Raw genomic sequence first — 25,446 nt, 5'->3', positions numbered from 1 at the left:
AACGAGCTTATATTTATTTATATCACCCGCGTGGGTGTGTTGTTTGGGAAAAATGTATGAAAATCAATCATGGTATAAATTTTGCCATGGCGGTATTTTGCGCAGGTGCCGTAAGCGCGAACGCCGCCATTGAATGGGTAAACCAGTGCGCCAGTAACGGCTTTACACTGATTGCGGAATCGGATCACTTTGAAGTTTGCAAGAAGCCTACGACCGACGATGGCCAAGCGAATAATGTCTCAATTCCGAATGCGGATGCGCAGGGCGTTCTCACATCGCTTGAAAAAGTTTATTCATTCTATATCGATTCGCTCGGCTGGATGTTGCCCTTCCCGAAAAGCCCCGATAAAAAATTCAAGAGCAACATCTACGTGTTCGATAATTCCGTCATGGCAGCGCTCTACGGCGGTCAGGACTACGTGAAAGGCCTGAACAACGAATTCGGACCGGGCATGTGGATTGGCGTGGGCTCGCTGAAGGATTACTGGGGCACGTCGCACGAATTTGCGCACGGTCTGCAGGGAGTCGCCGGCTGGATGGGCAACAACAGCCATTCGGGCTGGTTTGCCGAAAGCCATGCGAACTGGATGGCGCATCAATACAATCCGAATGACGCCCATTGCTCTGAATACCTGATTAATTATCCGTACCTGTATTACGGTTCCACGCGCGACCGCTACTGCAACTGGCAGTTCTTGGAGCACCTCAAGGAAGAATTCGGCGGCGGCCACAAGGGTGCCCACGAAGTCAACCGTATTTGGATGGAATCGATCCGCGATGGCGAAGACGGCCGCATGGAGCAGACGCCGTTTAGTGCGATGATGATGGTTTACGGTTGGACGCTCGATAGCTTGAACCAGCAGTTCGGCAAGTTCGCGATGAAGAACGCGACGCTCGAGTATGCGCCCGCAAAGAAGGCTTTGTATAAAAAATCCTATGGCGATTATGAATTCAAGACGCGTCGTGACGCCAGTTGGGGCGACAATTACCGCAGACACACGCGCGTGACCATGCTGAACAAGATGGAATGCGCGGCGGGCGAGAAGTGCGCGGACCGCTATATTTCGCCCTCTTACTGGGCTCCGCAGCGCTGGGGCTACAACCTGGTGCGAATCTATCCGGATTCCGCCGGAAAGGTCACCGTCAAGTTCCGCGGAATCGTGCAGGACAATCCGGCCGTGAACGGGTATAAATGCTTTGGCGACAACACCGACCACTACATGGGAAAATCATACAACTGGTGCAATTACGCGCCCGACAAGCTGCCGGACCCAGCCTCGGGCTGGACGGTCGGGCTAGTCGCGGAGGGCGCGGACGGAACGCCCCGCTACAGCGAAATGAAGCATGGTACCGGATTCAATCTTGAAATCGAGACGAAGGCAAGCGACAAGGCTTTGTGGCTTGCCGTGACGGCGACTCCGACCGAGATGCAGACGATTTTGTGGGACCAGTTCTACTACAGCATTTATCGTTACCCGTACATGATCGAGGTCGTGAACGGTGCGCCCGAAGGCTACAATAAGGATTTCTGGAAGCCCGCAAATGCGAGCGGATACACTAAGCACAGCAACGGCGGCGGCCTCGTGAGCAGCAAGGCGAAGGTTGACGCCTCCGTGTATGTGGGTCCCGATGCGGTCGTGAACGGCGGCACCGTTTCTGGAAACGCCCGCATCGAGGATTTCGCGGTCGTAGACGGCGGCACCATTAGCGGGAATGCCGTTGTCCGCGGGCGCGCGCTCGTGACTGCAGGTACCATTGGCGACGATGCCGTTCTCGAAGAAGACGCCTGGCTCGTGAGCGGAAGCATTACCGGCAAGGCTAAGGTAGGCGCGCTTTCGATTATCGTGAATACGACGGTGACCGACAACGCTCAAGTCTACGGCGTGATGTGGGCATTAAACGGCAAAAAGCTCTCTGGCACGGCGCAGTTGCGCGGCGACCTCGAAAACAACTTCGACAAGGAAATTTCGAAGGGGATCTTCTACGGCATGGTCGACAACGGAATGATTAACAATGCAAACTACGGCGCAAACCTCACGACTCCGCCTACCGATGCGACCGCAAGCCTGGATAAGGCCGTATGGTATGCGGTGGCGGACGATTCGACTGAAACGGGTCCTTCTAAATTAATCAATACTCAACGCCTGCGCCTGAATTTGGCGGACGATACTTTTGAAGTGTTCAATTTGAACGGCAAGCACCTGGGTGTCGTTAAAAACGGAACTCAAGGTCGAATTTCGCTGCAAGAATCTTTGCGCAAGGCGGGCCTGAACGCGGGCACATACCTTATTCGCGGCAAAGAATCTAATAAAATGCACCGCGTGAACTTGCGTTAAACGGGGTTTTAGGGGTGTCCCCTAGGAGAGGAGGTAGCGAACAACGCCGTGTGAGCGAGGGGGAGACTTCCCCCTTTGTTCATTTTTTGTTATAATAACGGTTAGCATAAGAGGGGGAGCGTCGAATGCTAAAAACTGTCCTCATAGCACTGGCCTTGTTCAGTGCGGCGAGTCTTGCGCAGGATCCGAACCTGCACATTTATCTTGCGTATGGACAATCCAACATGCAAGGTGTTGCCCCGTATATCGACGCTGATTTTGAAACAAACCCCCGCTTTTTGGTACTTCGCGCCGCCGATTTTTCGGATCAGAAGGTAGGCGAGTTTTATTTGGCCAAGCCTCCAATGGGAAACAGCCAATCCATGGTCGGAATTTCGGATTTCTTCGGTCGCAAGATGGTCGAGGAACTTCCGGATTCTATCACCGTTGCCGTCGCAAATGTCGCTATTGGCGGGCAGAGCATTGACTTGTTCGACAAGGACCGTAATACGGCTTATCTGGAGAGAATGAGAAGTCACGGAACAACCTGGTGGTGGATTCCGCTTTTGAACGAATATGGGGGCGACGTTTACAGGCGTCTTGTCGAAGTGGGTAAAATTGCTAGAAAGAAAGGCGTCATCAAAGGGATCCTGTTCCACCAGGGCGAAGCGGATTACAACATGCCCGATTGGCCGCAACGGGTCAAAAAGGTTTATTACGACCTTCTTTACGATTTAAATCTGGACCCTAAAAAGACGCCCATTTTGATTGGCGAACTTGCACCCACAGGCGATTTTGGATGGCGGAATATTGCTGTAAAAATCGCGGCAGGAATGATTCCGAACGGGCATTTGATTTCTGCAGAAGGTTGCTCCGTCCAAAAAGAAACTGACCCCGTAACGCATGAAACCTTCCTATTGCATTATACCCGCGAAGGTTACAAAATTTTGGGTGAACGCTACGCTGAAAAAATGCTAGAACTTCTGAGGGAACAGACCGTAGCCGATTCTCTTGATAAGATGTACCATAAGGAATTCGTGAAACCGAAACTGTACTACGATGTCAGGAAGCAAGCTCTCTTTATCCATCTAAAGAAACACGGGAAAACATACAGCTACCAGCTAACGGGGCGTAGAAAGAACGAATAAATGCATTTTTGTACAAATGCAAACTCCATTTTTCATTTGCATTTGTTATCTTGGTATTGTTTGGTGTGGAAAAAAGGAGGTTCATATGTTTGGAAAATCCCTATTTTTAACGACGGCGCTTTGTGTCGCCGCCTTGGCTCAAGACCCTAATCTGCATATCTACCTGGCCTACGGACAATCGAATATGTCGGGGCAGGCGACAGTGACCGATGCGGATCGTCAAACAAATCCGCGGTTTCAGGTGTTGCGTGCAGGCAACCATTCGAACCAGAAGGTGGGCGAGTTTTACCCGGCGGCACCCCCGATGGGGCATAGCCAATCCAAGGTCGGCATTGTCGATTTCTTCGGTCGCAAAATGATCAAGGAATTGCCGGATAGCATAACGGTGGCCGTCGCGAACGTGGCGATTGGTGGGCAGAGCATTGACCTGTTCGATAAGGACCGCAACAAGAGCTACGTGCAGAATGCCAAGAACAAAGGCGACACCTGGTGGATTCAGTACCTGGACGAATACGGCGGCGATTTGTACAAGCGCATTGTCGAGATGGGTAAAATCGCAAAGCAGAAGGGCGTTATCAAGGGGTTCCTCTTCCATCAGGGCGAAGCGGATTACCAGATGAACGACTGGCCGAAACGAGTGAAAAAAGTCTACGACGACTTGATTGCCGAGCTGGAACTCGACCCGGAAAAGACTCCGATTCTGATTGGCGAACTTGCTCCTACGGGTGACCTCGGTTGGCGTAACGACGCTGTAAAGCAGGCGGCAGAGCTCATTCCGAACGGTCACTTGATTTCTGCCCAGGGGTGCCCGGCACTTAAAGAAGCCAGCTATACGCTGCACTTTACGCGCGAAGGTTACCAGACGTTTGGCGAACGCTATGCCGAAAAAATGCTGGAACTTTTGAAGGCGCAAGAACCCGAGCCTGACACGACCTCAAAAGATACCGTGAAGACGGACTCCACTCAGCAAGATTCTTCTAAAATCGATTCAGTCAAAACAGATTCGACGGCACAAGATAGTACGATTGCAATCCGCAGTTTGCCGCGCCTGCAGGCCGTAGAACCGCAACAGCCAAAGCTCTATTACGACCAAAAGGAACAGGCCCTATTCGTTCGCTTCAAAAAGAATGGGCGAGAATTCCGCTACCGCGTCACTGGTAACAAGAACTAGGACTGAGCGATTAAAGATATAAGCAAAAAGCCCCGGATTAAATCCGGAGCTCATTTAATATTTGCTCATACCTCAAAGTGCCGAAGGCACGACCTCGTGCCTCTAGCGCTTAGCGTGTACTTGTTACACCTGCGGAAGCTGAGCGAGGCTCTTGGCGATGTCTTCATCGGTCGGGATGTAGTCGGCCATTTCGCCATCGTTGAACTTCTGGTAAGCGACCATGTCGAAGTAACCCGTGCCGGTGAGGCCGAACACGATGTTCTTGGCCTGACCGGATTCCTTGCACTTGAGGGCTTCGTCGATCGTCGCGCGGATGGCGTGGCTAGATTCCGGAGCCGGGAGAATGCCTTCGGTCTGGGCGAAGAGCTTGGCGGCTTCGAACACCTTGGTCTGTTCCACGGACGTTGCGCGCATCAGGCCCTGATCGTAGATTTCGGAGAGAATGCTGCTCATGCCGTGATAGCGGAGACCGCCGGCGTGGTTTGCAGACGGAATGAAGCTGGAGCCCAGCGTGTACATCTTGGCGAGCGGGCAAACCTTGCCGGTATCGCAGAAGTCGTAGGCGTACTTGCCGCGAGTGAAGCTCGGACAGCTAGCCGGTTCCACAGCGAGAATATCGTAGTCGGCTTCGCCACGGAGCTTTTCACCGATGAACGGGCTCACGAGACCGCCGAGGTTAGAGCCACCGCCAGCGCAACCGATAATGAGGTCGGCCTTCACGCCGAGCTTGTCGAGAGCGGCCTTGGTTTCGAGACCGATCACGGACTGGTGCAGCAACACTTGGTTCAGCACGGAACCGAGAACGTAGCGGTAACCCGGCTGCTTCACGGCGGCTTCCACGGCTTCGGAAATGGCGCAGCCGAGGCTACCCGTGGTGCCCGGGAATTCGGCGTTGATCTTCTTGCCGATTTCGGTGGTCATGGAAGGCGACGGGGTGACGCTTGCACCGTAGGTGCGCATGACTTCGCGGCGGAACGGTTTCTGTTCGTAAGAAACCTTCACCATGTAAACCTGGCAGTCCAGTCCAAAGAAGGCGGTGGACATCGAAAGGGCGGTGCCCCACTGGCCGGCACCCGTTTCGGTGGTGACGCCCTTGAGACCCTGCTTCTTGGCGTAGTAGGCCTGAGCGATAGCGGAGTTCAGCTTGTGGCTGCCCGAGGTGTTGTTGCCTTCGAACTTGTAGTAGATGTGTGCCGGAGTGCCGAGTGCCTGTTCCAGGAAGTAGGCGCGAACGAGCGGAGAGGGGCGGTACATCTTGTAGAAAGTGCGGATTTCTTCAGGAATTTCGATATAGGCGGTATCGTTATCGAGTTCCTGCTTGATGAGTTCGTCGCAGAACACCGGCTGCAAGTCTTCGAACGTGACCGGCTTGCCGGTTGCCGGATTCAGGAGCGGTGCGGGCTTTTTCTTCATGTCGGCACGGACGTTGTACCATGCTTTCGGGAGTTCGTCTTCTTTAAGGTAAGTCTTGACCGGACCTTCAATCTTGAGCGAGTTTCTCATACTAATTCCTTTTTTGCAGGCGTAAAGCCGATAATAACGGCGTGAAATATAGTAATCTGTCGTTTCCGAATTGGCCAAGAATTGCCTTTAGGTGCGAAAAAGGACCTGTGTTATTGACAGAAAAAATTTTTTTAGTAAATTGAAAAGTATGGCTATCAATCATAACCTATTTACTGGGCAGACGGAACTAGCGGGGGAGGTCCGCGTGTCGCATGCTGGCGAGGGGGCAAAACAGCTCCCGGTCCACAGCGGTAAAAAATTCATTAGACTCCGCCCGCAATCTCAGAAGCCTAAAGTACAAAATAAATAGACCAAAGAAATATGAGAACTCCAAAAGGTTAGTCAGTCTTTGGTCTTCCTTCGCTTTGATAACAGCTTAATACCTGTTACCAAAGCTCGGCATAATAAACAGACCAAAGAAGTATGAGAACTCCTCATTCTTTGGTTTATATCGTCTAAAAACACCTCGGTTCTCCGGGGTGTTTTTAACAAATTATAAAAAGCGCACGTTGTCGACGTTCGGCAAGAAAGCTTACTCTAATAAGAGTTCCTGCGGGATTGCGCCTTCGATAACGAGGAGACGCCGCTTGAGGTCGAGCCCCAGGGCGTAGCCGACCAGGCTTCCGCCCTTGCCCACCACGCGATGGCAGGGGAGTATAATCTGTAATGGGTTCGCGCGGAGGGCGGCGCCCACGGCACGCGTGGCGCGGGGCTCTCCAACTGCTTCGGCCACCTGCTGGTAAGTCCGCGTTTCTCCGTAAGGAATCTCGGTGATGGCTTCCCAGACTTTTTGCTGAAATTCGGTGCCATACACCTTAAGCGGGAGCGAAAATTCGCGGAGTTTACCCGCTAAATACAAATTAAGCTGTTGCACGGCCTTGCGGTAGGCGCGGGCCACCGTCGAAGATAGTGTCTGAACCACATCAGGCTCGGCATAGGCGCAGGCCTGAACCGAACTCGGAACGCCTCCGCCCGTATAGCGCAGGCTACACAACTTGGATTTTTCGAACACGAAAGTCCACTGCCCCCACAAATTGCGGTGCGCAATCGTCGTGAATCTTGAATCCGAGAAGTTCATGGTATGAATATAAAAAGGTGTTCAGTTTCAGGCAACAAGTTTTTGAAGGAAGTAGGCAGTAGACAGTAGGCAGTGGTTAGTAAGAACTTAGTTGGTAGAACTTAGAACTCAGACTAATTACGAAAAAAAGCCTATTTCTCTATACTCTAAGCTCTAAGTTCTAAGTTCTGTTTTCTAACTTTCCTAACATGGAATCTTACTTTTTTATCGGTGTTGCGGGCGTGGGCATGAGTGCCATCGCCCAGTATTTGGTTGGCAAGGGTGTTTCTATTAGCGGTTCGGACCGCCAGTTCGGTGCGGCAGAAAAGCCACTCGTCATGAGCCAGCTTGAAGAATGTGGCGTCAAGTGCTTTCCGCAAGACGGCTCGGGCGTTGTCGCGGGTCTCTCTGCGGTGGTGGTGAGTACCGCCATCGAAGATTCGAATCCGGACCTCAAGCGCGCCAAGGAACTGGGAATCCCGGTGATGCACCGCAGCGAAATGCTCGCGAAGATTTCTAAGGAAGCAAAGACCATCGCCGTTTCGGGCACCAGCGGAAAGTCCACCGTGACCGCCATGATTTACCACATTTTGCAATATGCGGGCCTCCAGCCGTCGGTCATGACGGGGGCGGGCCTCGTGAACTTGCAGAAGGAAGGCAAGATCGGTAACGCCGTGTCCGGTAAGGGTGAATGGCTCGTGGTCGAAGCGGACGAAAGCGATGGAACGCTGGTGCGCTACGAACCCGAAATCGGCCTGATTCTGAATGTGGACAAGGATCATAAGGAATTGAGCGAACTCCAGGAAATATTTCTCAAGTTCAGCCACAACATTCTCGATAACGGCAAGATTCTGATTGTAAACGATGCGCATCCGCTGGCCAAGAAGTTCAGCGCCGGTCGCGAATTCGATTTTGGCTTCGAAAACTATGTGGGCGTGCAGGGCACGGACTTCAAGTCAGTCGGCACGTCCATTCAGTTCCGCGTGCGCCACAATGCAGAACTCGTGAAGTTCGTGGTGCCGCTCCCGGGCAAGCACAATATGGAAAATGCCCTGGCCGCAACGGCTGCCGCCCTCCGCGCAGGGGTAACGCTACATACTTGCGCCGACGCCCTTGCGACATTCCCCGGCGTGTTCCGCCGTCACCAGATTTTAGGGACTTTCAACGGCGTGACTCTGGTGGATGACTTCGCGCATAATCCGGCAAAAATTGCCGCCAGCATCAAGAGCGCCCAGGACTTTACCGAGGGCCGCGTCATCGCCTGGTTCCAGCCTCACGGCTTTGGCCCCACGCGATTCCTGCGCAAAGACCTTGTGGAATTTATCGCGAAGACGCTCCGACCCAAGGACTTTGACGACGACCGTGAAAACGACGTGATTTTCTTCAGCGAAATCTACTACGCCGGCGGCACCGTCACCCGCGACATCAGCGCCGGTGACCTTGCCGATGACCTCCTGCTCAAAGGCTGCGAAGCCATCTACATCGCCGACCGCAACGAATGCGCCAAGAAAATGGTGGAATACGCCCAGCCCGGCGACACGATTCTCTTGATGGGAGCCCGCGACCCGAGCCTCCAAGCCTTCGCTCAGCACGTGCAACAATTGCTCGAAGACGAAACGATGTAAGTTTTCTGCAAACGCCACACGGATTCGATTTTGCTAACGCAAAATCATTGTGAACTATTTAGATTAAACTGAGCGGTCTCTGTGAGCAACAAACGCCTCGTGTTGACGAGGCGTGGTTGCGAGAGCGAGCGCTTTGGGTACGTACTTAGTATGATTGGGGGCGAGCGGTCTTATAAACACTCATGCTTACTCATGCAATGCAAGCTACCGCCTTCCTCAATCACGGTGCGGCAGTCCAGCCCGATGACCTTGCGGTCGGGGTACACGCTTTCAAAGTAGCGCTTGGCGACAGCGTCGTTCGGTGACTTGTACTTCGGGAAAATGAGCGCCCCGTTTGCATAGATGAAGTTCATGTAGCTGGCCGGCAGAATCTGGCCGTCGTCGAGCTTGCGCTGCGGCGGGAGCGGCAATGTATCGACCTTCGCCGACTTACCGTAATGGCTCTTGAGCCAGGTTTCAATCAAGTACTTCGCTTCGGTCAGAATCACGTTGTTCGGGGAGCGCTTGTCGTTAGCCTCACACATCACGATGCGATCCTTCGCCACAAAACGCGCCACATTGTCGATGTGGCCGTCGGTGTGGTCGCCGTGCAAACCGTGGGGGAGCACCAACATGTCGCGGAGCCCGAATGCCTTGCAAAGAGCCTTGACAACATTCTTTATGTCCTTCGCATCGTTGCGGTTCTTGCCCGTCAGGCAATCCAGCGTGGTAATGCCGAGACCGTCGCCGTTGACTTCGATAGCGCCGCCCTCAAAAATGTACGGGACACTCACGCCTTTTTTGTATTCAAAAATGTCGGCGATTCGTGCGGGAATTTCGTTGTCGTTTTTCCAAGGCGGAAACTTTGCGCCCCAGGCGTTAAAGACCGTCTCCGAAACAATAGTCTCTTTCCCTTTTTTCAAGAAGAACGGACCGTAATCGCGAATCCAGATGTCGTCTGTCTTGATGGTAAAGAAACTGGCCGGATAGGGGCGGTCGGCAACGGCAATTTTTTCTTCCGTCGTCAAAAAATCCTTTTTAGGAACCAGCACGTTCACAGGTTGAAATTCGCTGATCGTGCGAATCAAATTGATATAGAACTTGCGGATCATTTCTCCGCGTTCACCGTACCAGTTCTTTTTGTTGTGCGGGAATGCGAGCCACGTGGCGGCCTGTTCTTCCCATTCAGCGGGGTAACTTACAGAAGTCTTTGCCATAAAAGCATCTCTCGTCTTTCGTCTGTAGGGCGAAGCCCATTCTACTTATCGCACCAAATCTTGAGAATGTCGCCATAAAGGTCTACGCGGCGATCGCGGAAATGCGGCCACCAGCGGCGATTTTCTTCGGTTTCCTTCAGGTCGATTTCTACAATGCTTGCACCCAAGAAATCGGTGTCGCACTTGTGAATCAAGTAGCCATCGGGGGCTGCCACGAACGATGTTCCCCAGAAGGTGAGTTCGCCTTCGGTACCGATACGGTTTGCCGAAAGCACGAAGGTGCGGTTCGCAATGGCGTGTCCGCGCATCACCGTGACCCAGCTGTCCTGCTGGCGCGGGTAGATTTCAGCCGGCTCCGATTTCATCCAGCCGATGGCAGTGGGGTAGATCAGAATGTCTGCGCCCTTCAGGCTCATAATGCGGGCCGCTTCGGGGAACCACTGGTCCCAGCAAATCAGCACGCCCAGCGTACCTGCGCTCGTCTTGATGGGTTCAAAACCCGTGTCGCCTGGAATGAAATAATACTTTTCATAGAAAGCCGGATCGTCGGGAATGTGGCTCTTGCGGTAAAGGCCTGCAATCGAACCGTCGCGTTCAAAAACGAAGGCGCTGTTATGGTAAATGCCTCGGGCGCGTTTCTCGAAGAACGGGAAAACGATGACCGCGTTGATTTCTTTGGCGATTCCCTGCCACTGCCTGACAATCTCGCTATCCTTTTCGATAGCCATGTCAAAAAAGTCGGCGTTTTCCTCGAACGGGAAATACGGCGTGTGGAACATCTCGGGGAGAACGACCAGGTCGATTCCCTTGCCCTTGAGCGCAAGCGCCTGGTCTACGTACCACTGGTTATTGGTTTGGCTGTTGCCCGTCCACTTGCCCTGCAGTGTTGCTGTCTTGATTTTGTTCATTTTGCAAATCTTTGTTGTTCAGTTTTAGAAACCAATAATCTTCGCTGTTAATGGAACTAGCATTAAGGATAGGATCGTTTTCTAAATCGTTCATAATTCAAATATAGAAATTAGCGGAGGGTGTCACGAACAAAACCGTCTTCAGGCGGTTCGCCAAAGACTTCGAAGGTTCCCGAACCAATCACGGCCCCGTTCTTGTAAGCGATTTCGACGCGGTACTTGCCCGGGGGCGTGTTCTTCTTGCGGGTAAACGTCCTGAATCCGGATTCACGGCCGCCGTTAATCATCATGCGGCCAGAAGAAATACGGTCCGTAAGCATGTACTTGCCCGTTTTGGGGTCCTGGTAATACCACAAATATTCAAGCTCGGCCTTGAGCTTTGCCGGCGCATAGACCGATGTCAAGAAGTAGACTTCGCTGCTGTCGACGCGATGCACGCTCGGAATCTTGAGGCCAATCATTTGCAGCAAGCTCGGGTCATCTACATCGCAGCTATAGCTTGCCTTGTCAAAGTTCTGGCAGGCAATCTTTTGCTTGAGCACCAGCGGTACAGGCGGCACCCAGTTCATAATGTAAGCTACAATCAGGAAAATGCTGATGAGCGCCGGGGCCACCAGAATAGACTTCTTGCGGTGCGAAATCTTCCAAATAAATAGGCATAGCCCAAACGAAAGTACGGTGCTAATCAGGAACCAAATGAACCCAATGCGGTGAACCAAGTGCGGAATCGCAAAGTTCATGAACATGGTGCCCAGCAGGCAGAAGAACGCAAGGCTCACGCCAAAACTTTCGTATTTTTTCTGCAAAAATTCGTTACCCACAAGTAAAATGGCAAGCAAAATTACCAGCAAGAACGAAGCGAGCGAGCCACTGCTCTTAAAGTAGCAGACCACCAGGGCGCTAAACAGGCCGCCAAAGAAGAATTGCACGGCCCAAGTAAAGCGCTGTTTCCAGGTTTCGCTCCATTCGCGGTCCAAAAAACGGTGGCGCACGACGATTGCATTTTCGGGGATTGCCGTAGATTCGTAACCCACGTTCTTGGCAAACTTGGTGGCTGCCCCCTTCGCCTTGACAGCGGCATCTTTCGCTTCGATGGCGGCACGGCTTGCCGCTTCCTTGGCTTTTGCAGATGCAAGGGCTGCGGCCTTGGCTGTCGCTTCTTTAGCTTCCAGGGCGGCGCGGTTGGCGGCCTCCTTGGCGCGGGCGGGCGTTTTTTTTGCGATGAATGCGGCGGCCCTTCTAAAACGAGATTCTTCGATTTTTACATCTGGATTTTCAGAAACGGAATCTTCAGAAACAGGTTCTGCGGATTCAGATTTTTCTTCCGCAGGGGAGGGTGCAACCTTTGTCGCCTTCGGTGCGACTGCGGCAGGCTTCGGCTTCGCTTGCGCCTTGGCAAGCGCCTGCAAGCGTTCCTTAGTCCATCCTTCAGGGTGTTCCAATTGCGCCGAAAGCAATATCACCAAAATAAGTGCGCCGGTATAGTAGGCGAGCAAAATCAGAATATCGGTGCCATAGACCATCTGGCCAAGCGTAATGGAATCCCAGGCAAAACCGCCCAAAAACGCTATAGCCGGAAAAAACTTCTCTAATTTTTGAACAGCGGGCTTTTCCCGCAATTTTTCAACGAATTGCATACCCATAAAATAAAAAAAATACGGCCAATGGGCTAATATTAATCGGAGCACAGGTTACCATATCAAAAAGTTTGTATTTTTTAGTCAAAATGGAATTATGAAGGAGGAAATCATGAAAAAAATGATTTCATTGGCAATAGCCTTTTTCTTTGCAACCGCAGCTATTGCTGAAGAAGAGCTTGTTGCGTCGCCAATAATTACAGAAGAAGTCCTGTCGGGCAAACTTGAACAGACGGTGACTGTAGGCGACAATATCGAACAAACAAAAATCGTGTACACCAAAGCCAAAGGTGCGCTTAAAACAGAAGGTTTCTCGGCTTTGGGCTTGTCGGCCTCCTGCACCGCAAACCAATCTGAAAAAAAAGTTTCTTGTACGGTTTCCGGAGAAATTAAACGGAATCTTGTTGTTCCCACAACAATCAACCCTTATATCATTATAGAAGATGAATATGGGAAAGTTGTCATTACGGAATTCACATTCAATTTAACAGCAAGGCCTACAACTCTTAAAATTATCAAGGGTGAAGCTAATCAGTCCGTAAAGGCTGGTGAAGCCATTTCGGATGTCGAAATTGAATATGCCGGCATTAAAAAGTTTATTTATAGCAGTTCGCCTGCAGGAATCAAAGTAGACAAGGATTCCGTAAAGCAAATCCTTAAAATTAGCGGTAAAATTGATGAACGCGTTGCAACAGGCGAGTATAAATACAAGGTTCGTGGCATAACGCAAGACGAAAAGGATACGCTTAGTGTCGAAATCGCTTTCAAAGTCACAGGCAAACCGGTTTCATTAACCGTCTCTGAAAATGCTACCCAGAAGGTTGTCGCTGGTGATTCGATCAAGCCGGTTACATTCTCGTTTACCGGTGCAAACGATCTCAAGATTACAAAGACTCCGCCGGGAAAATTCTCCGCCATGAAAGACGGTGAAAGCATGACAATCGTGGTTTCGGGCTACATTGACGAAAATACGAAAGACGGAACATACACCATTGAACTTGAAGCAACAGATGGTGATAAAACGGCCAAAGCACAGGCGACTGTCGAAGTGACTCACAAGGTTATGGAGACTAAGGTTGTTGTGAGCAAAAATGCTTCTCAGACAGTAACCGCAGGTGATTCGATCAAGCCGATCGTTTTCAACGTTGAACATATGTCGGAAATTGTTGAACTTACCGGATTCCCGGGTAGCTACGAAGTCATTCCCGACAATAATACGGTGACTGTTTATGGCGTACTTAAAGAAGATGCCAAGGGAGAATATAAGATTACTCTCAAAATCAAAGGCACCGACAACAGCGCGACAGCAGACGCAACGATTAACGTGACACCTGTAAAATTGAAATTTGATCTTATTGAAGGTAGCGCTAATCAAACGGTCGTTGCCGGCAAAGACATCGTTCCGATGGTTTATCGGTATGAACACCTGAAACTCGTAAAAGGTTCTGGCTTACCCGCTGATTTGAAAATGGAACAAGATCCAGAAAAGAAGCAAGTCAAGATCTATGGTACCGTGGATTCTGAATCGGCAGCCAAGGAATACGTTTATTCGTTGGAACTGACGGATATTTATTCGGAAATAACGACCATAACAGGCAAGATCAATGTTGTTAGGGCTTCGAGCAGTTCTTCTGAATCCACTTCGTCCAGCTCTGAAAAGATTGATTCTTCGAGCAGCAAGGAAACCTCTTCTAGCAGCGAAACGACTAAGCCTACAAGCTCCAGTTCCGAAACGACGAAACCTGAAAGTTCTAGTTCTGAAAAGACTGTTTCTTCCAGCTCCGATAAGGCTGTTTCTTCTAGCAGCAAGGAAACTTCTTCCAGCAGCGAAAAGACTGCGATTATCGCTACTGTCGTGCCGAGTTTCGAATTCGGTTTCGTCAACAACGAACTGACGGTTGTGCTGCCGAAGCCCGCAATGCTTCGCGTACAGGTGTTCGATATGATGGGCCACAGGGTTGAAACCTTCGCCGAATCGGTGGTTTCTTCCAAGAGCTTCAATCTCGCTCACCTGAACATGGGGAACTACGTGGTGCGCATTGAAAGTGAGCGCTACGCCCGTACCGCTAAGATTCTGGTGAAATAGTCCAAATTCCAAGCCAAGATAAATAAAATGAGACCCTACGGGGTCTTATTTTTTTGTACAGCAAAAATGGAATAAAATAATTCTAAATACCACTTGCTTTTTTGTGCAGTTATACTTATATTTAGTGAACAAAGGTGCAACTAAACAAAAAGGCAATTATGGACATTCGCGAAAAGTTGAATATTCTTTCGGCCGCGGCCAAGTACGACGTGTCGTGTTCTTCGAGCGGGTCCAAGCGACAAGCCCCCAAGGGTGGGCTCGGGAGTGCCTGTAGTGCAGGAATTTGCCACACTTGGTCATCGGACGGGCGATGCATTTCGCTTTTGAAGGTGCTCATGAGCAACGCCTGCAAGTACGATTGCGCCTATTGCATTAACCGCCGCAGTAACGATATCCCTCGGGCCACGTTCACACCCAAGGAACTCATCAACTTGACGCTGGAATTCTACCGGCGTAATTATATAGAGGGCCTTTTCTTGAGTTCTGCGGTGGTGGGCAGTCCTGACCGCACCATGGAAATGCTGATTCAAGTCGCCAAGGAACTGCGCACCGTCCACAAATTCGGCGGTTACATTCACCTGAAGGCAATTCCCGGTGCAAGTCGCGAGCTTTTGTACCAGGCGGGGCTTTATGCCGACCGCAGCAGCGTGAATATCGAGATCCCGACTGACAGGGCGTTGCAATACTTGGCCCCCGAAAAAAATCACGCCTCTATCATGACGCCCATGAACTTTCTTGCCGAAAAGAAACTAGAGTACAAGAGCGAGCGATGCCGCTATTCGCCTAAATTCTTACCGGCTGGTCAAAGTACGCAGATGATTGTAGGAGCAGCGGGGGAGTCGGACTTGCAAATTCTGACCCTTTCTAACGGATTCTACAAGCAGCAGCAAATGAAGCGCGTGTATTTTTCGGGCTATGTACCGGTCAACGCTGACAAGCGCCTGCCTGCACTCACGACAAAGCCGCCCCTGCTGCGCGAACACAGGCTTTACCAGGCCGACTGGCTCATGCGATTCTATAAATTCGGCTACGACGAGGTGGTCGACCAGGCGCACCCGAATCTGGACCTGGAGCTAGACCCCAAGGCGGCGTGGGCACTTAGACACCCGGAATTTTTCCCCATCGACATCCAAACTGCCGACTACGAAATGCTCTTGCGTGTGCCAGGAATCGGCGTCAAATCAGCGCAATTGATCGCTTCGGGGCGCAGGTTCTCTAAAATCCGCCTGGAACACCTGAAAAAGATGGGAGTTGTACTCAAGCGGGCGCAGTACTTTATTTACCACCCGGACACTCCCGCCTGTTTGCGCAGGCTTTACCCTGAAATGGTCCGACCTTTGCTGCTCCCCAAGCCCCAGCCCTTGCAGCTAGATTTGTTCTCCAATCAACCCCTTGCACTCCCCGCCGCCGGTTAATTGCATATAATGTTAAATGTGTAATGTGAAATGAGTAATGAATAATCTCACACTACACACTTCACACCTCACACTTCACACCTCACATTTCACATCTCACATCCTTATCCCATGCTTTCCATTTCTTACGATTCAACCTTCGATGGCTTCTTGAGTGTCGTATTCGAGATTTACCGCCAGCACCTGGAAGTGGGCGAGATTCATGGCGACCGCAGTACAGCGCCTTGCAACCTGTTTATGCAGCCCTTCCGCATCGAAACATCCGAAGAAGAAGCGGCCAGGCTCAAGCGGGCTATCGAAAACTACACAAGCGCCGATATTTTGGAGCTATTGCATGTGGCATTCCGCTCCGAAGAAGAGGGCATCGAGATGAAGATTCTTGCCTATCTACGCAAAGTTTTTGACGGCAAGGATCCGAAATACGCCAAGAACCCGACCTCCGACGAAATGCTCCCGCTGTTCATGACTGCACGTGCCGTGCGTCACGAGGCTGGCGGAATGCTCGGGCTTGTTCGTTTCAGCAAGACATCTGACGGCACGTATTTCGCCGAAATCGAACCCAAATATGACATTTTGGACATGATTGTGGGGCACTTTCGCGGGCGATTCGCCAACGAAAAGTGGGCGATTTACGATTCCAAACGCGGTTACGGCGTGTATTACGCGGGTCATCAGCTTGCAGAAATCACCATTCCGAACCTAGATGCAGTCACCAAGGCCACTCCGCCCGACGAAATGGTCCGCCTTTGGCAGGATTATTACAAATCGATAGCCATCAAGGAGCGCGAAAACCCCAAACTTTTAAGGAGATGCCTGCCTGTTCGCTATTGGAACCACTTGCCAGAACGACAAATGAGCTCTTGTTGATATTCTTCCAACCATTTTTTTGCAGTTTTTCAAAAAAAAAGCCCCTGTTTCTGCAAATAATTGTATTTTTCTTTTGGAAATATTGGAGAAATAGTTGCTATGAATATGGTTTCGGCAAAACCTGGCTTTTTTGTACAAGATCGTTTTTTATACAGTAAAGATAACGAAAAGGTGATTCTTCGTGGAATCAACCATATGTTTATTTGGACAGACCGCGAAGGAAAAACCATTCCCGAAATAGCCAAGACGGGAGCCAATTGCGTAAGAATCGTTTGGAATACCCGCGGCCGCGTGAGCGACCTCGACAACATTATTGCGCAGTGCATTGCTAACGGAATGATTCCCATTCCCGAAATTCACGATACCACGGGCAACTGGGAACGCCTGGGCGATGCTGTCGATTTCTGGCTCCGCGAAGAAACGGTGCAGATGATTTCGAACCATCAGCAGTACTTGATTCTGAACATCGGTAACGAACCGGGTGCAGAATCCAAGTCCGCAGACGAATTCTTCACCGTCTATAATTCCATTGTCACCAGGATGCGCGCCGCCAACATCCGCATTCCGCTGATGATTGACGCCGACCAGTGGGGCCAAAGCGAAAAGAATTTGCTTGAAGTTGGCCCCAAGCTTTTGCAGGCCGATCCGGAACACAACCTTTTGTTCTCGCTGCACATGTGGTGGCCCTCGGAACGTCACGATCCGAAAGCTACGGGCTACGCTACCGTTCAAGACCGAATCCGCGGCGTACTCGAAGCCTCCGTCGAAAAGAATTTGCCGCTGATCGTAGGCGAATTCGCTCCTGTTGCCGCTGGCGATGTCAAGGAAATCCCGTATAAGTTCATTATGGCCGAAGCCGAACGCCTGAGCATCGGCTGGCTCGCCTGGAGCTGGGGTCCGGGTAACTTCGACAGCCCCGAAATGGATATGACAGTCCATAGCTCATTCAATACCCTGGTGGGCTGGGGCAAGGAAGTCTGCGTCGATAACCCGAACGGCATCCAGAACACGAGCGTCATTCCGACATTCATTCAAGAGAAGAATTTTGATACAGGCTCCCAGGCAATCGATGCAAACCTGATCCAAAATGGCGATTTTTCTGCCGACGAACCGCTAACCAACTGGCAAGTGGACTTCTGGGGCGGCAAGGCCGACGTCAAGGTCACGAACGGCGTTGTCCGTTTTGACATCAAGAAGGCAGGCAAGGAATCCTGGAACCTGCAGTTCAAGCAGAAACTTTCGCTCCGCGAAGGTATCACCTACATTTTCAGCATGCGCGCCAAGGCCGACAAGCCCCGCACCTTGAATGTGAATATCAAGCGAGATTCCGAAGAATATACGCCCTACGCCAACGGCCGTATCCTGGACTTGAGTACCAGCTGGCAGAGCTTTAGCTGGAAGTTTACCATGAAAGAAGATTCGGACCCCGATGCCTTGTTGATTTACGATATGGGCGGGGTACCGATTTCTTGGGAACTCAGCGATATTTCGCTTGTGCAGGCCCGCAGCGTAGAAGACCGCCTCAACCGAACCTTCCAGCGCAATGTGCAGAAGAATTCGGGCTATTTTAACGCCCCGAATGGCCCCTGGGAATTGCATTTGTATTCCACCAAGGGTGAGCTTCTGGAGGTGCTCGACAAGGGGCGCGGTGGCGAAGGCATGCGCCAGTACCCCAAAATCGAACGCAGCGGAATCATGGTCGTAAAGGACCTGTCCAAATAGCGTTTCACCTGTGAATATTCCAATTTGAAATAAAAAAACTCCCATTTTTTTTTACAAATAAAGCACTTTTTCTTTGAAAAAGTGCTATTATAATACACAAAGAAGGATAATGTCACAGACATAATACACATGGAGGGCTGTTAATATGGATCTACAGGATTATGTCAATCATTTCGACTCAATGACCTGTATCATATCTGTCGAAAAAAAATCAGACGGGTCTTACGGGAAAATACGAATCGAAGTGGGAAATCCTGCATATGTTGCTTCTTTTGACAAAGCAAACGCCCCCATAGCCATGAAAGACGAGAATGGATTTGTTCCCGGATGTGAATACACGACCTATCTCCCGAAGGATTTAAACTTTGAACATTTTGTTGTAGCCAGCGCAGTCAACAAAAAACCAATGCACGCCTATATCCACCCGGACCGTTTCCCCATTTGGTTCAACATTTTCAGCCTTCCATTAAATATTGACGATCCTGACAAGTATTACTGTACCTACACCCAAGAACTCTCGACCGAAGCAAATACAGAACAGATGACGAATTTGTCTGCCAAGGCAACATCGCAAGTCTTGCAGACCTGCATCAAGCTTCGTAGTTCTACGAATTTCCTGAAAACGATGGATGAAATCATCCATGATATTCGCACCGCTTGCGAAGCAAGCTATTGCTGTGTCATGCTTACTGATTTTAAAGAAAGGACCTGCAGTCTTTTAAGCGAAGATATTGCAGTCGGCGTGCCGCAACATTCTCTCAAAAATTTTTTGGACGATTCCTTCATTGAATACGCCGAAAGTTGGCTTAAAACCATTGACGGAAGCAATTGTCTAGTCATTCAAGACGAAAACGACATGAAGGAAGTCAAGCTGCGCAATCCCAATTGGTACAGGTCGTTAAAAAGCGCCGAAGTGGAAAGCCTTGTTCTGTTCCCGCTTCAGTACAATAGCGAGACGGTCGGATTCATTTGGGCGACCAACTTCGACACCAAGGATACCGACCGCATTAAAGAAACTCTTGAACTTACGACATTCTTCATAGCCTCAGAAATTGCCAACTATCAACTTCTACAGCGCCTTGAAATGCTGAGTTCGACAGACTTGTTGACGGGAGTCCTGAACCGTAACGCTATGAACAACCGAGTTCTCCGTATAGTTACCGGTCGCGAGCGCAAGCCTGAATCGATTGGCATTGTCTTTGCCGACTTGAACGGGCTCAAACCTGTTAACGACAAGGAAGGCCACAACGCAGGAGACTGCCTGCTGAAAGAAGCCGCCTTGATTCTCAAGTTGTCTTTCGAAGGGTGTGAAATTTACCGAGCCGGTGGCGACGAGTTCGTGATTATCGCCTTGGACAAACCTAGAAAAGAGATTGAATCGCGCGTCGAAAAAATCCGGAAGGACTCGGCGGACCCCCAAAATGTCAGCTTTGCGGTAGGATTTTACTATGATGACAAGGGTGGCGACATCCGTGTTGCAATGCGCGAAGCCGACGCCCTTATGTACGAAGACAAAAAACAATACTACGACCGATTCCCTGAATTAAGACGAAAATGAAAAAAGAAGAATTGCAAAAATTCGTTGAATCTTTTCCGACTATGACGAGTATTCTATCGGTAGAAAAGCGTACCGATGGAAGTATCGGGACTATCCGCATCGAAGCGGGTAACCAAATCTATATCAAGTCCATGGAAAGAAAAGACGAGGACGGCAATTCCGTATTCACCCAGACTTTTGTTCCGGGCTCCAATTATGAACGGTACATGGAAAAGGAACTGAACTTCGAGAAGTTCGTTTACCAGAGCGCCATTCTGCATAAGCCGGTTCATGCCTACATTCGCCCGGAACGCTTTAATTTTTGCATCAATGAATTCTTGATGCCCGTCGATGTCGAAGACGACGAAAAGGGCTATTGCGTCTTTACCCTTGAAATCCAGCCCGAAGAAGACCTTGACACCTCCACAAGGCTTTCTTCTGAAATTTCGCAAAACGTGCTCAAGGCATGCATCAAGTTGCGCGGTTCAAAGGATTTCAGGAAAACCATGGACGAGGTGATTGAAGACGTTCGCATTATTTGCAAAGCGAGCACCTGCAGCGTTTTATTGACCGACTTCAAGGAGAGAACCTGCTCCATTTTGACTTGTGCCCGAAGGCAAGACATGCCTCCGCTGGATCTTGATAGAGTATTCAACAACGAATATATCTATATCGCAGAATCCTGGATAGAAACTCTTAAGGGGAGCAATTGCCTGATTATCCAGAACGACGCGGACATGGAAATTATTCGCCAGAGAAACCCGAACTGGCACAAGACGATGATGGAAGCCGGTGTTAAAAGCCTGGTTTTGCTACCGTTGACGCACAACAACGAATTTGTCGGATTCATTTGGGCAACCAACTTTGACACATCCAGAGTCCTGCATATTAAAGAAACCCTCGAATTGGTGACTTTCTTTATCGCATCTGAAGTGGCTAGCTACAAGCTGGTGCAACGCCTTAGATTCTTGAGCAACGAGGATTTGTTGACTGGCGTGAACAATCGTAACGCCATGAACAACAGGGTGCTTCAATTTGTAAGTGGCGAAGTCAACTACAGGACGATTTCCGTGGTCTTCGCCGACTTGAACGGTCTTAAGCCTATTAACGATAACGAAGGCCACAATGCCGGCGACGCCCTCTTGAAGAGCGCCGCAGAGATCTTGAAGCAGACCTTCTCGGATTGTGAAATCTACCGTGCAGGTGGCGACGAATTTGTCGTCGTGGCAATCGATGTTCCCAAGGAAAGCCTAGAAGCTAGAGTCGAAACGCTCCGCAAAAAATCCAAGGTCAAGGGCAACGTGAGTTTCGCTATCGGGTTCTACCACGACGAAAACGGGGGAGACGTCCGTAAGGCGATGCGCGAAGCCGATGCCCTCATGTACGAAGACAAGAAAGAGAACTACGCCCACAGCCGTGGGTAAGAACACAAGACCGCTCGCGCCCAATCGTACTAAGTACGTACCCAGAGCGCTCGCTCTCGCCACCACGACTCATTAAGATGAGTCGCTTGTGGCTCACACAAGACCGCTCGACTCTATTACATCTTTAAAATATGATATCGTCTCGCTCCCACCTAAAGGTGGCCATGTCCATATAAGCACTAAAGTGCTAAGTGGCCAAAGGTCGCACCACGACTCATTAAGATGAGTCGCTTGTGGCTCACACATGACCGCTCGCACAAAACCGCTCGATTATGATACAGAATTTTGCCCACGGATAATGTCCGAGGGCCTTTTTTGCATTAATTTATGACTTTCATCAATGAATTTTGCATGCTTGTATCATGAGAAAACGTTGATTATGATTCAAAATCGGCAAAAATAGACAATTTTCGTTTTTTTTTAACTTTTTGTATCATAAGTTGTTGACTTTGTTAAGAAAAGATTATATATTAAGAGACATGAAACCTGTAATGGAATATACCAGCTATCGCATTTATATTCGCGACTATTATACCGAACGCAAGGAGCGTTCCGGCTTTACATGGCGCGACTTTGCCAAAGCCGCTGGCTATTCCTCTCCGGTGTTCCTGAAACTGGTTTGCGACAGCAAGGCGAACTTGAGCGAAGCGGGTATCGAACGCGTCGCATCCGCTATGGGCCTTGTCGGTGTCGACCTGCAGTACTTCAGGCACCTGGTTGCATTCAATCAGGAAAAGTCTTCGGCCGCAAAGAAGAAAATCTTTGCCGAAATGCGCAACATTGCCAACGAAAATTCCTTTGCGCTCGTGGGCGAAGACCAGTACGACTATTATGGCAGCTGGCTGAATCCCGTACTTCGCGAAATGGCCCCGCGCCTGAACGGCGCAACACCCGCCCAGATGGCGGGGGAGCTCGTCTTTGAAAGCGATGCGGCTCACGTCAAAAGCTCTCTCAAATTGCTCGAAAAGAACGGCTTCCTCGAAAAAGACGAGCAGGGCCATTACAGCCAGAGCAATCGCTCCGTGACTACGGGCAATCTCGATGTCACCTCGCTCGCCATCCGCGAAATGCACCGCCAGATGGGCGAGCTCGGCGTTCAAAGCCTCGACCAGGTTCCGGTAGCCGAACGAGACATCTCCGGCCTTACCATTGGCATTTCCGAAACCGCCTACGAAAAAATTACTAAAGAAATCGCCGAATTCCGTCGTCGCATCAGCTCGATCGTGATGGAAGATTCCGGCGAAGAACGCGTTTACAGACTAAACGTGCAGTTGTTCCCCCTCACCAAAACCTTGCCCGGGGAGGAGCATCATGACTAAGCTTAATAAAATAGGTCTTGGCCATTGGGCTATCGCTTCTTTCGCATTCACGCTGTCTGCATGCGGTGTTTTTTGGGCTGGCGGGGTAGACGAAGAACAGAATACGGTCGCCGGAGTTAACGAAGAAAACAACACCGACATCAAACAGAATACTGACCAAAATAAATGCATCACGAGAAACGATTCAACCTATTGCGTCAGCAGTGTTGGTTATCAAGACAGTAAAGGCCCCGCTATTGATATAAATGACCCCATAAAAATTGATCCGGTGATTAATAGAGATTCTGCCAATACGGAAATCCCCACGGCCGAACCCACTTTAGGTACTCACTTTTACAATATCAAGGGTTACGTAGCCAAAGACCTGGAAACCAACAATTCTATTGAAATCGCTTTCGTCGATACCACGTTCTACGTGCAGGGCAATTCCGACGGCATGTTTGAAATTGCTGTTCCTAAAGGAACCTATTCATTCATCGTGAAGTCCGTGACATCTGAGGGAAATGTTTCGGAATCCAATTACTATTTGACTTATGGTTCCCGTATCAATGTATTAGGTCCTGTTCCGACGAGCGTGGCCAACAATGTTGACGCCGAAGATCTTGAAGCTCCACCCGTTCAGACAGTCGTGATGCCGCCTGTAATCGGCACGACTCCTGATCCGAATCCGGTTGATCCCCTGCCTGACTCCGCCACAACATCTGTCCCTCCGCAAGATACGACAGACAACAATTCCGACGTAGTCATCCTCTTGCCGAACGATCCTGATTACGGTCTCGTGTATCATTGGAACGGATCCAATATGCCTGCAAACGAAAGCACTGTAAACGATTCTCTCGTCTTTGCAGAAGGTCTTGAAGAGCTTACGTTCGAAATCACTTTCAAGGTAACATCGTTCCCGGAATCGCTGCGATACAGCAAGAACGTATTCGGAAAGAAGGGCCTGTTCAACCTCGCCATTACAAAATCGGTATGCTATGTCCAGGAACCCGCTTTAGCATTCTTTATCGGAAACGGATTCGACTACAGCTCTTGCCATGACAAGGCAGTCGCATCTTCGGCAACGATTGAAGTCGGTAAAGAAATCACCGTGACCGGCGTTTGGGACGGCAAGCACGTGATGCTTTACAAGGACGGCTTCCTGATTGCCGAACAGACTCTTACCAAGATTGCCGACATCAACTACATTACCGCCGACAACATTATTGAAACGCCGTTCGTATTCGGCGACAAGGACTTGGATATCTCTATTATAGATGCGCGATTGGGGAACAAAGCGATCAGTTCTGCCGATGTCTTGTACCGGCACTATCTAAAAGGAGGCGCACAATGATGACAGAGAACTCTATCGAATTGGCCTACTTTGAGGTCAACCAACACGGCCGCCTTCTGAGCGGAAACAGGCGCTTTTGCCGCATGTTCGGTTTCGAGCCATCGGAACTGCAGTGGCATTACGTAACCGACCTGTACCGCCATGCAAGCGACTGGAACGCATTCCGCAATGACACCGTAAATGCAAGCTTCAACATGCGTATGCGCAACCGTCGCGGACGCAGTTTTGACTGCTGCATCACTCGTGAAATCATCCAGAATGCAGACGGCGAAATCGTATTCCGTAATACGGTTCACAAGGTGGGCGAGGCTCGCGGCACTCATACCTCGACCACACCACTTTCCATGGTATTTCTTACGAAGTGTGCTGACTGCGGCGCGCAGATCCGCGTGACATCCGTTGCCGAAACAAGGCTCCGCATGTTGTGCAATCAATGCGCAGCAAAGGCATTCCCGGAGACGTACTATACGAAGAGTGCCCAAATGTAGCGAGGCAATACCACGGTTTCAATAGTGCGATAGAGCCGAGCGGTCCTGAGCTGATTGGGAGTTCAGTGGGGCCAGTAAAACTCAGGGAGCGAGCGAACTGGCATACTAAAGGAGAGCAGGAAAGGAGAAAAAAAGGCGACCTCTAAGATTAGAGGTCGCTTTTTCAACAAGGATTCGTTGTTTTAACGAAATGTTTTGACGATTGCGTGGACTATGCGCCGAAAGCGTCGTCTGCAGCAGCAGATACCTGGGCCACGTTTTCGGAAGTCATTTCCGGTTCGGCGGCAGCAACGGCTTCGTTATCGAACTGTTCACCAGCCTTCTTTTCGGAAATGGAAAGCTTGCCTTCCTTGAACTTGTACATGGCGATGGTGGTCGGCTTCTTGGTAAGAGTAATGTAACCCTGAGTAGCCTGCTTGTTCACAAAGCGGGCTTCCTGGGCCATCATGACCACTGCGCGGAAAACGGAGCCTTGACATTGTTCGTTAGCGTAAATGTCATCAAGATAGACTCTCTGTTCTTCAGCCATCTAGGTACCTCTGAAAATGTTTAGAAGAGGGAGAGGGATTCGAACCCTCGTTACCGTGAGGTAAACACGCTTTCCAAGCGTGCGCCTTCAACCACTCGGCCATCCCTCCAGGATGTGCGCCAAATATACCATTTTATTTTTCGTTTGTCAAGCGTTTTTGGGCTTT

19 protein-coding genes and 1 tRNA gene are annotated in these 25,446 nt (G+C 50.3%); 13 read left to right on the top strand and 7 right to left on the bottom strand.

All coding sequences use genetic code 11. From position 1 onward, the window contains the following. Positions 1–56: 56 nt before the first annotated feature. The 3 genes from B7988_RS08875 (at position 57) to B7988_RS08865 (ending at position 4,634) form a co-directional block, all read left to right on the top strand. A complete protein-coding gene (locus B7988_RS08875; protein WP_249268928.1) occupies positions 57–2,336 on the top strand; it encodes a T9SS type A sorting domain-containing protein in 2,280 nt (759 codons plus the stop codon). A gap of 125 nt (positions 2,337–2,461) precedes the next feature. After that, complete coding sequence (locus B7988_RS08870; RefSeq protein WP_088657630.1) at positions 2,462–3,463, top strand: sialate O-acetylesterase; 1,002 nt, start codon at positions 2,462–2,464, stop codon at positions 3,461–3,463. An 85-nt stretch (positions 3,464–3,548) separates the two neighbouring features. Then, entirely contained in the window at positions 3,549–4,634 is a 1,086-nt protein-coding gene (locus B7988_RS08865; protein WP_088657629.1) for a sialate O-acetylesterase, read from the top strand. A 123-nt stretch (positions 4,635–4,757) separates the two neighbouring features. On the opposite strand, the gene B7988_RS08860 is transcribed toward B7988_RS08865, so the two are convergent. After that, entirely contained in the window at positions 4,758–6,137 is a 1,380-nt protein-coding gene (locus tag B7988_RS08860) for a TrpB-like pyridoxal phosphate-dependent enzyme (RefSeq protein ID WP_088657628.1), read from the bottom strand. 532 nt (positions 6,138–6,669) lie between these two features. Beyond that, a complete protein-coding gene (locus B7988_RS08855) occupies positions 6,670–7,215 on the bottom strand; it encodes a methylated-DNA--[protein]-cysteine S-methyltransferase (RefSeq protein ID WP_088657627.1) in 546 nt (181 codons plus the stop codon). 188 nt (positions 7,216–7,403) lie between these two features. Between B7988_RS08855 and B7988_RS08850 the strand changes: the two genes are divergently transcribed. After that, positions 7,404–8,819, top strand: coding sequence for a Mur ligase family protein (locus tag B7988_RS08850; protein WP_088657626.1), 1,416 nt, complete (start codon positions 7,404–7,406; stop codon positions 8,817–8,819). Between the two features lie 170 nt (positions 8,820–8,989). On the opposite strand, the gene B7988_RS08845 is transcribed toward B7988_RS08850, so the two are convergent. The 3 genes from B7988_RS08845 to B7988_RS08835 all read right to left on the bottom strand — a co-directional run bounded on the left by B7988_RS08845 (position 8,990) and on the right by B7988_RS08835 (position 12,560). Beyond that, the gene (locus B7988_RS08845) at positions 8,990–10,015 is read right to left on the bottom strand and encodes an agmatine deiminase family protein (RefSeq protein ID WP_088657625.1); all 1,026 of its coding nucleotides are present in this window, start codon (positions 10,013–10,015) and stop codon (positions 8,990–8,992) included. 41 nt (positions 10,016–10,056) lie between these two features. Continuing rightward, positions 10,057–10,923, bottom strand: coding sequence for a carbon-nitrogen hydrolase (locus B7988_RS08840; protein ID WP_073321823.1), 867 nt, complete (start codon positions 10,921–10,923; stop codon positions 10,057–10,059). 110 nt (positions 10,924–11,033) lie between these two features. Then, entirely contained in the window at positions 11,034–12,560 is a 1,527-nt protein-coding gene (locus B7988_RS08835) for a DUF2914 domain-containing protein (RefSeq protein WP_141225616.1), read from the bottom strand. A 112-nt stretch (positions 12,561–12,672) separates the two neighbouring features. Here B7988_RS08835 and B7988_RS08830 point away from each other — a divergent pair, with 112 nt between their 5' ends. The 9 genes from B7988_RS08830 (at position 12,673) to B7988_RS08790 (ending at position 24,751) form a co-directional block, all read left to right on the top strand. Beyond that, positions 12,673–14,646 carry a T9SS type A sorting domain-containing protein gene (locus B7988_RS08830; RefSeq protein ID WP_170930597.1) on the top strand — a complete coding sequence of 658 codons (1,974 nt, stop codon included), beginning with the start codon at positions 12,673–12,675 and terminating at the stop codon, positions 14,644–14,646. A 158-nt stretch (positions 14,647–14,804) separates the two neighbouring features. Beyond that, positions 14,805–16,061, top strand: a complete 1,257-nt coding sequence (locus tag B7988_RS08825; RefSeq protein WP_088657622.1) for a putative DNA modification/repair radical SAM protein — start codon at positions 14,805–14,807, stop codon at positions 16,059–16,061. A 111-nt stretch (positions 16,062–16,172) separates the two neighbouring features. Then, positions 16,173–16,928 (top strand): TIGR03915 family putative DNA repair protein, encoded by a 756-nt coding sequence (locus B7988_RS08820; RefSeq protein WP_088657621.1) that lies wholly within the window; start codon positions 16,173–16,175, stop codon positions 16,926–16,928. 99 nt (positions 16,929–17,027) lie between these two features. Then, positions 17,028–18,650 carry a cellulase family glycosylhydrolase gene (locus B7988_RS08815; protein WP_073321838.1) on the top strand — a complete coding sequence of 541 codons (1,623 nt, stop codon included), beginning with the start codon at positions 17,028–17,030 and terminating at the stop codon, positions 18,648–18,650. 244 nt (positions 18,651–18,894) lie between these two features. Next, entirely contained in the window at positions 18,895–20,208 is a 1,314-nt protein-coding gene (locus tag B7988_RS08810) for a GGDEF domain-containing protein (RefSeq protein ID WP_249268926.1), read from the top strand. Further along, positions 20,205–21,611, top strand: a complete 1,407-nt coding sequence (locus tag B7988_RS08805) for a sensor domain-containing diguanylate cyclase (protein ID WP_088657619.1) — start codon at positions 20,205–20,207, stop codon at positions 21,609–21,611. Before B7988_RS08810 ends, B7988_RS08805 begins: the two co-directional genes overlap by 4 nt. Positions 21,612–22,090: 479 nt before the next feature. Next, on the top strand, positions 22,091–22,930 hold the full coding sequence (locus tag B7988_RS08800; RefSeq protein WP_088657618.1) for a TIGR02147 family protein: 840 nt from the start codon (positions 22,091–22,093) through the stop codon (positions 22,928–22,930). After that, positions 22,923–24,263, top strand: coding sequence for a hypothetical protein (locus B7988_RS08795; RefSeq protein ID WP_088657617.1), 1,341 nt, complete (start codon positions 22,923–22,925; stop codon positions 24,261–24,263). Before B7988_RS08800 ends, B7988_RS08795 begins: the two co-directional genes overlap by 8 nt. Next, a complete protein-coding gene (locus B7988_RS08790) occupies positions 24,260–24,751 on the top strand; it encodes a PAS domain-containing protein (RefSeq protein ID WP_073321853.1) in 492 nt (163 codons plus the stop codon). The genes B7988_RS08795 and B7988_RS08790 overlap by 4 nt, the downstream gene beginning before the upstream one ends. A 211-nt stretch (positions 24,752–24,962) precedes the next feature. On the opposite strand, the gene B7988_RS08785 is transcribed toward B7988_RS08790, so the two are convergent. Together B7988_RS08785 and B7988_RS08780 are read right to left on the bottom strand one after the other, a co-directional pair. Then, entirely contained in the window at positions 24,963–25,280 is a 318-nt protein-coding gene (locus tag B7988_RS08785) for a hypothetical protein (protein ID WP_073321856.1), read from the bottom strand. Positions 25,281–25,304: 24 nt separating this feature from the next. Further along, positions 25,305–25,389: transfer RNA gene (locus B7988_RS08780), tRNA-Ser, on the bottom strand. Positions 25,390–25,446 lie beyond the last annotated feature (57 nt).

It is taken from the genome of Fibrobacter sp. UWB1 (assembly GCF_002210325.1).
GTDB lineage: Bacteria > Fibrobacterota > Fibrobacteria > Fibrobacterales > Fibrobacteraceae > Fibrobacter.
Note: the sequence above shows the minus strand (reverse complement) of the source record. Positions and strands in the feature narration are given on the sequence as shown.

Excerpts from the sequence above, each read along its gene's own strand:
- B7988_RS08875 (WP_249268928.1), top strand. The coding sequence starts at position 57 with ATGAAAATCAATCATGGTATAAATTTTGCCATGGCGGTATTTTGCGCA.
- B7988_RS08870 (WP_088657630.1), top strand. The coding sequence starts at position 2,462 with ATGCTAAAAACTGTCCTCATAGCACTGGCCTTGTTCAGTGCGGCGAGT.
- B7988_RS08865 (WP_088657629.1), top strand. The coding sequence starts at position 3,549 with ATGTTTGGAAAATCCCTATTTTTAACGACGGCGCTTTGTGTCGCCGCC.
- B7988_RS08860 (WP_088657628.1), bottom strand. The coding sequence starts at position 6,137 with ATGAGAAACTCGCTCAAGATTGAAGGTCCGGTCAAGACTTACCTTAAA.
- B7988_RS08855 (WP_088657627.1), bottom strand. The coding sequence starts at position 7,215 with ATGAACTTCTCGGATTCAAGATTCACGACGATTGCGCACCGCAATTTG.
- B7988_RS08850 (WP_088657626.1), top strand. The coding sequence starts at position 7,404 with ATGGAATCTTACTTTTTTATCGGTGTTGCGGGCGTGGGCATGAGTGCC.
- B7988_RS08845 (WP_088657625.1), bottom strand. The coding sequence starts at position 10,015 with ATGGCAAAGACTTCTGTAAGTTACCCCGCTGAATGGGAAGAACAGGCC.
- B7988_RS08840 (WP_073321823.1), bottom strand. The coding sequence starts at position 10,923 with ATGAACAAAATCAAGACAGCAACACTGCAGGGCAAGTGGACGGGCAAC.
- B7988_RS08835 (WP_141225616.1), bottom strand. The coding sequence starts at position 12,560 with ATGCAATTCGTTGAAAAATTGCGGGAAAAGCCCGCTGTTCAAAAATTA.
- B7988_RS08830 (WP_170930597.1), top strand. The coding sequence starts at position 12,673 with ATGAAAAAAATGATTTCATTGGCAATAGCCTTTTTCTTTGCAACCGCA.
- B7988_RS08825 (WP_088657622.1), top strand. The coding sequence starts at position 14,805 with ATGGACATTCGCGAAAAGTTGAATATTCTTTCGGCCGCGGCCAAGTAC.
- B7988_RS08820 (WP_088657621.1), top strand. The coding sequence starts at position 16,173 with ATGCTTTCCATTTCTTACGATTCAACCTTCGATGGCTTCTTGAGTGTC.
- B7988_RS08815 (WP_073321838.1), top strand. The coding sequence starts at position 17,028 with ATGAATATGGTTTCGGCAAAACCTGGCTTTTTTGTACAAGATCGTTTT.
- B7988_RS08805 (WP_088657619.1), top strand. The coding sequence starts at position 20,205 with ATGAAAAAAGAAGAATTGCAAAAATTCGTTGAATCTTTTCCGACTATG.
- B7988_RS08800 (WP_088657618.1), top strand. The coding sequence starts at position 22,091 with ATGAAACCTGTAATGGAATATACCAGCTATCGCATTTATATTCGCGAC.
- B7988_RS08795 (WP_088657617.1), top strand. The coding sequence starts at position 22,923 with ATGACTAAGCTTAATAAAATAGGTCTTGGCCATTGGGCTATCGCTTCT.
- B7988_RS08790 (WP_073321853.1), top strand. The coding sequence starts at position 24,260 with ATGATGACAGAGAACTCTATCGAATTGGCCTACTTTGAGGTCAACCAA.
- B7988_RS08785 (WP_073321856.1), bottom strand. The coding sequence starts at position 25,280 with ATGGCTGAAGAACAGAGAGTCTATCTTGATGACATTTACGCTAACGAA.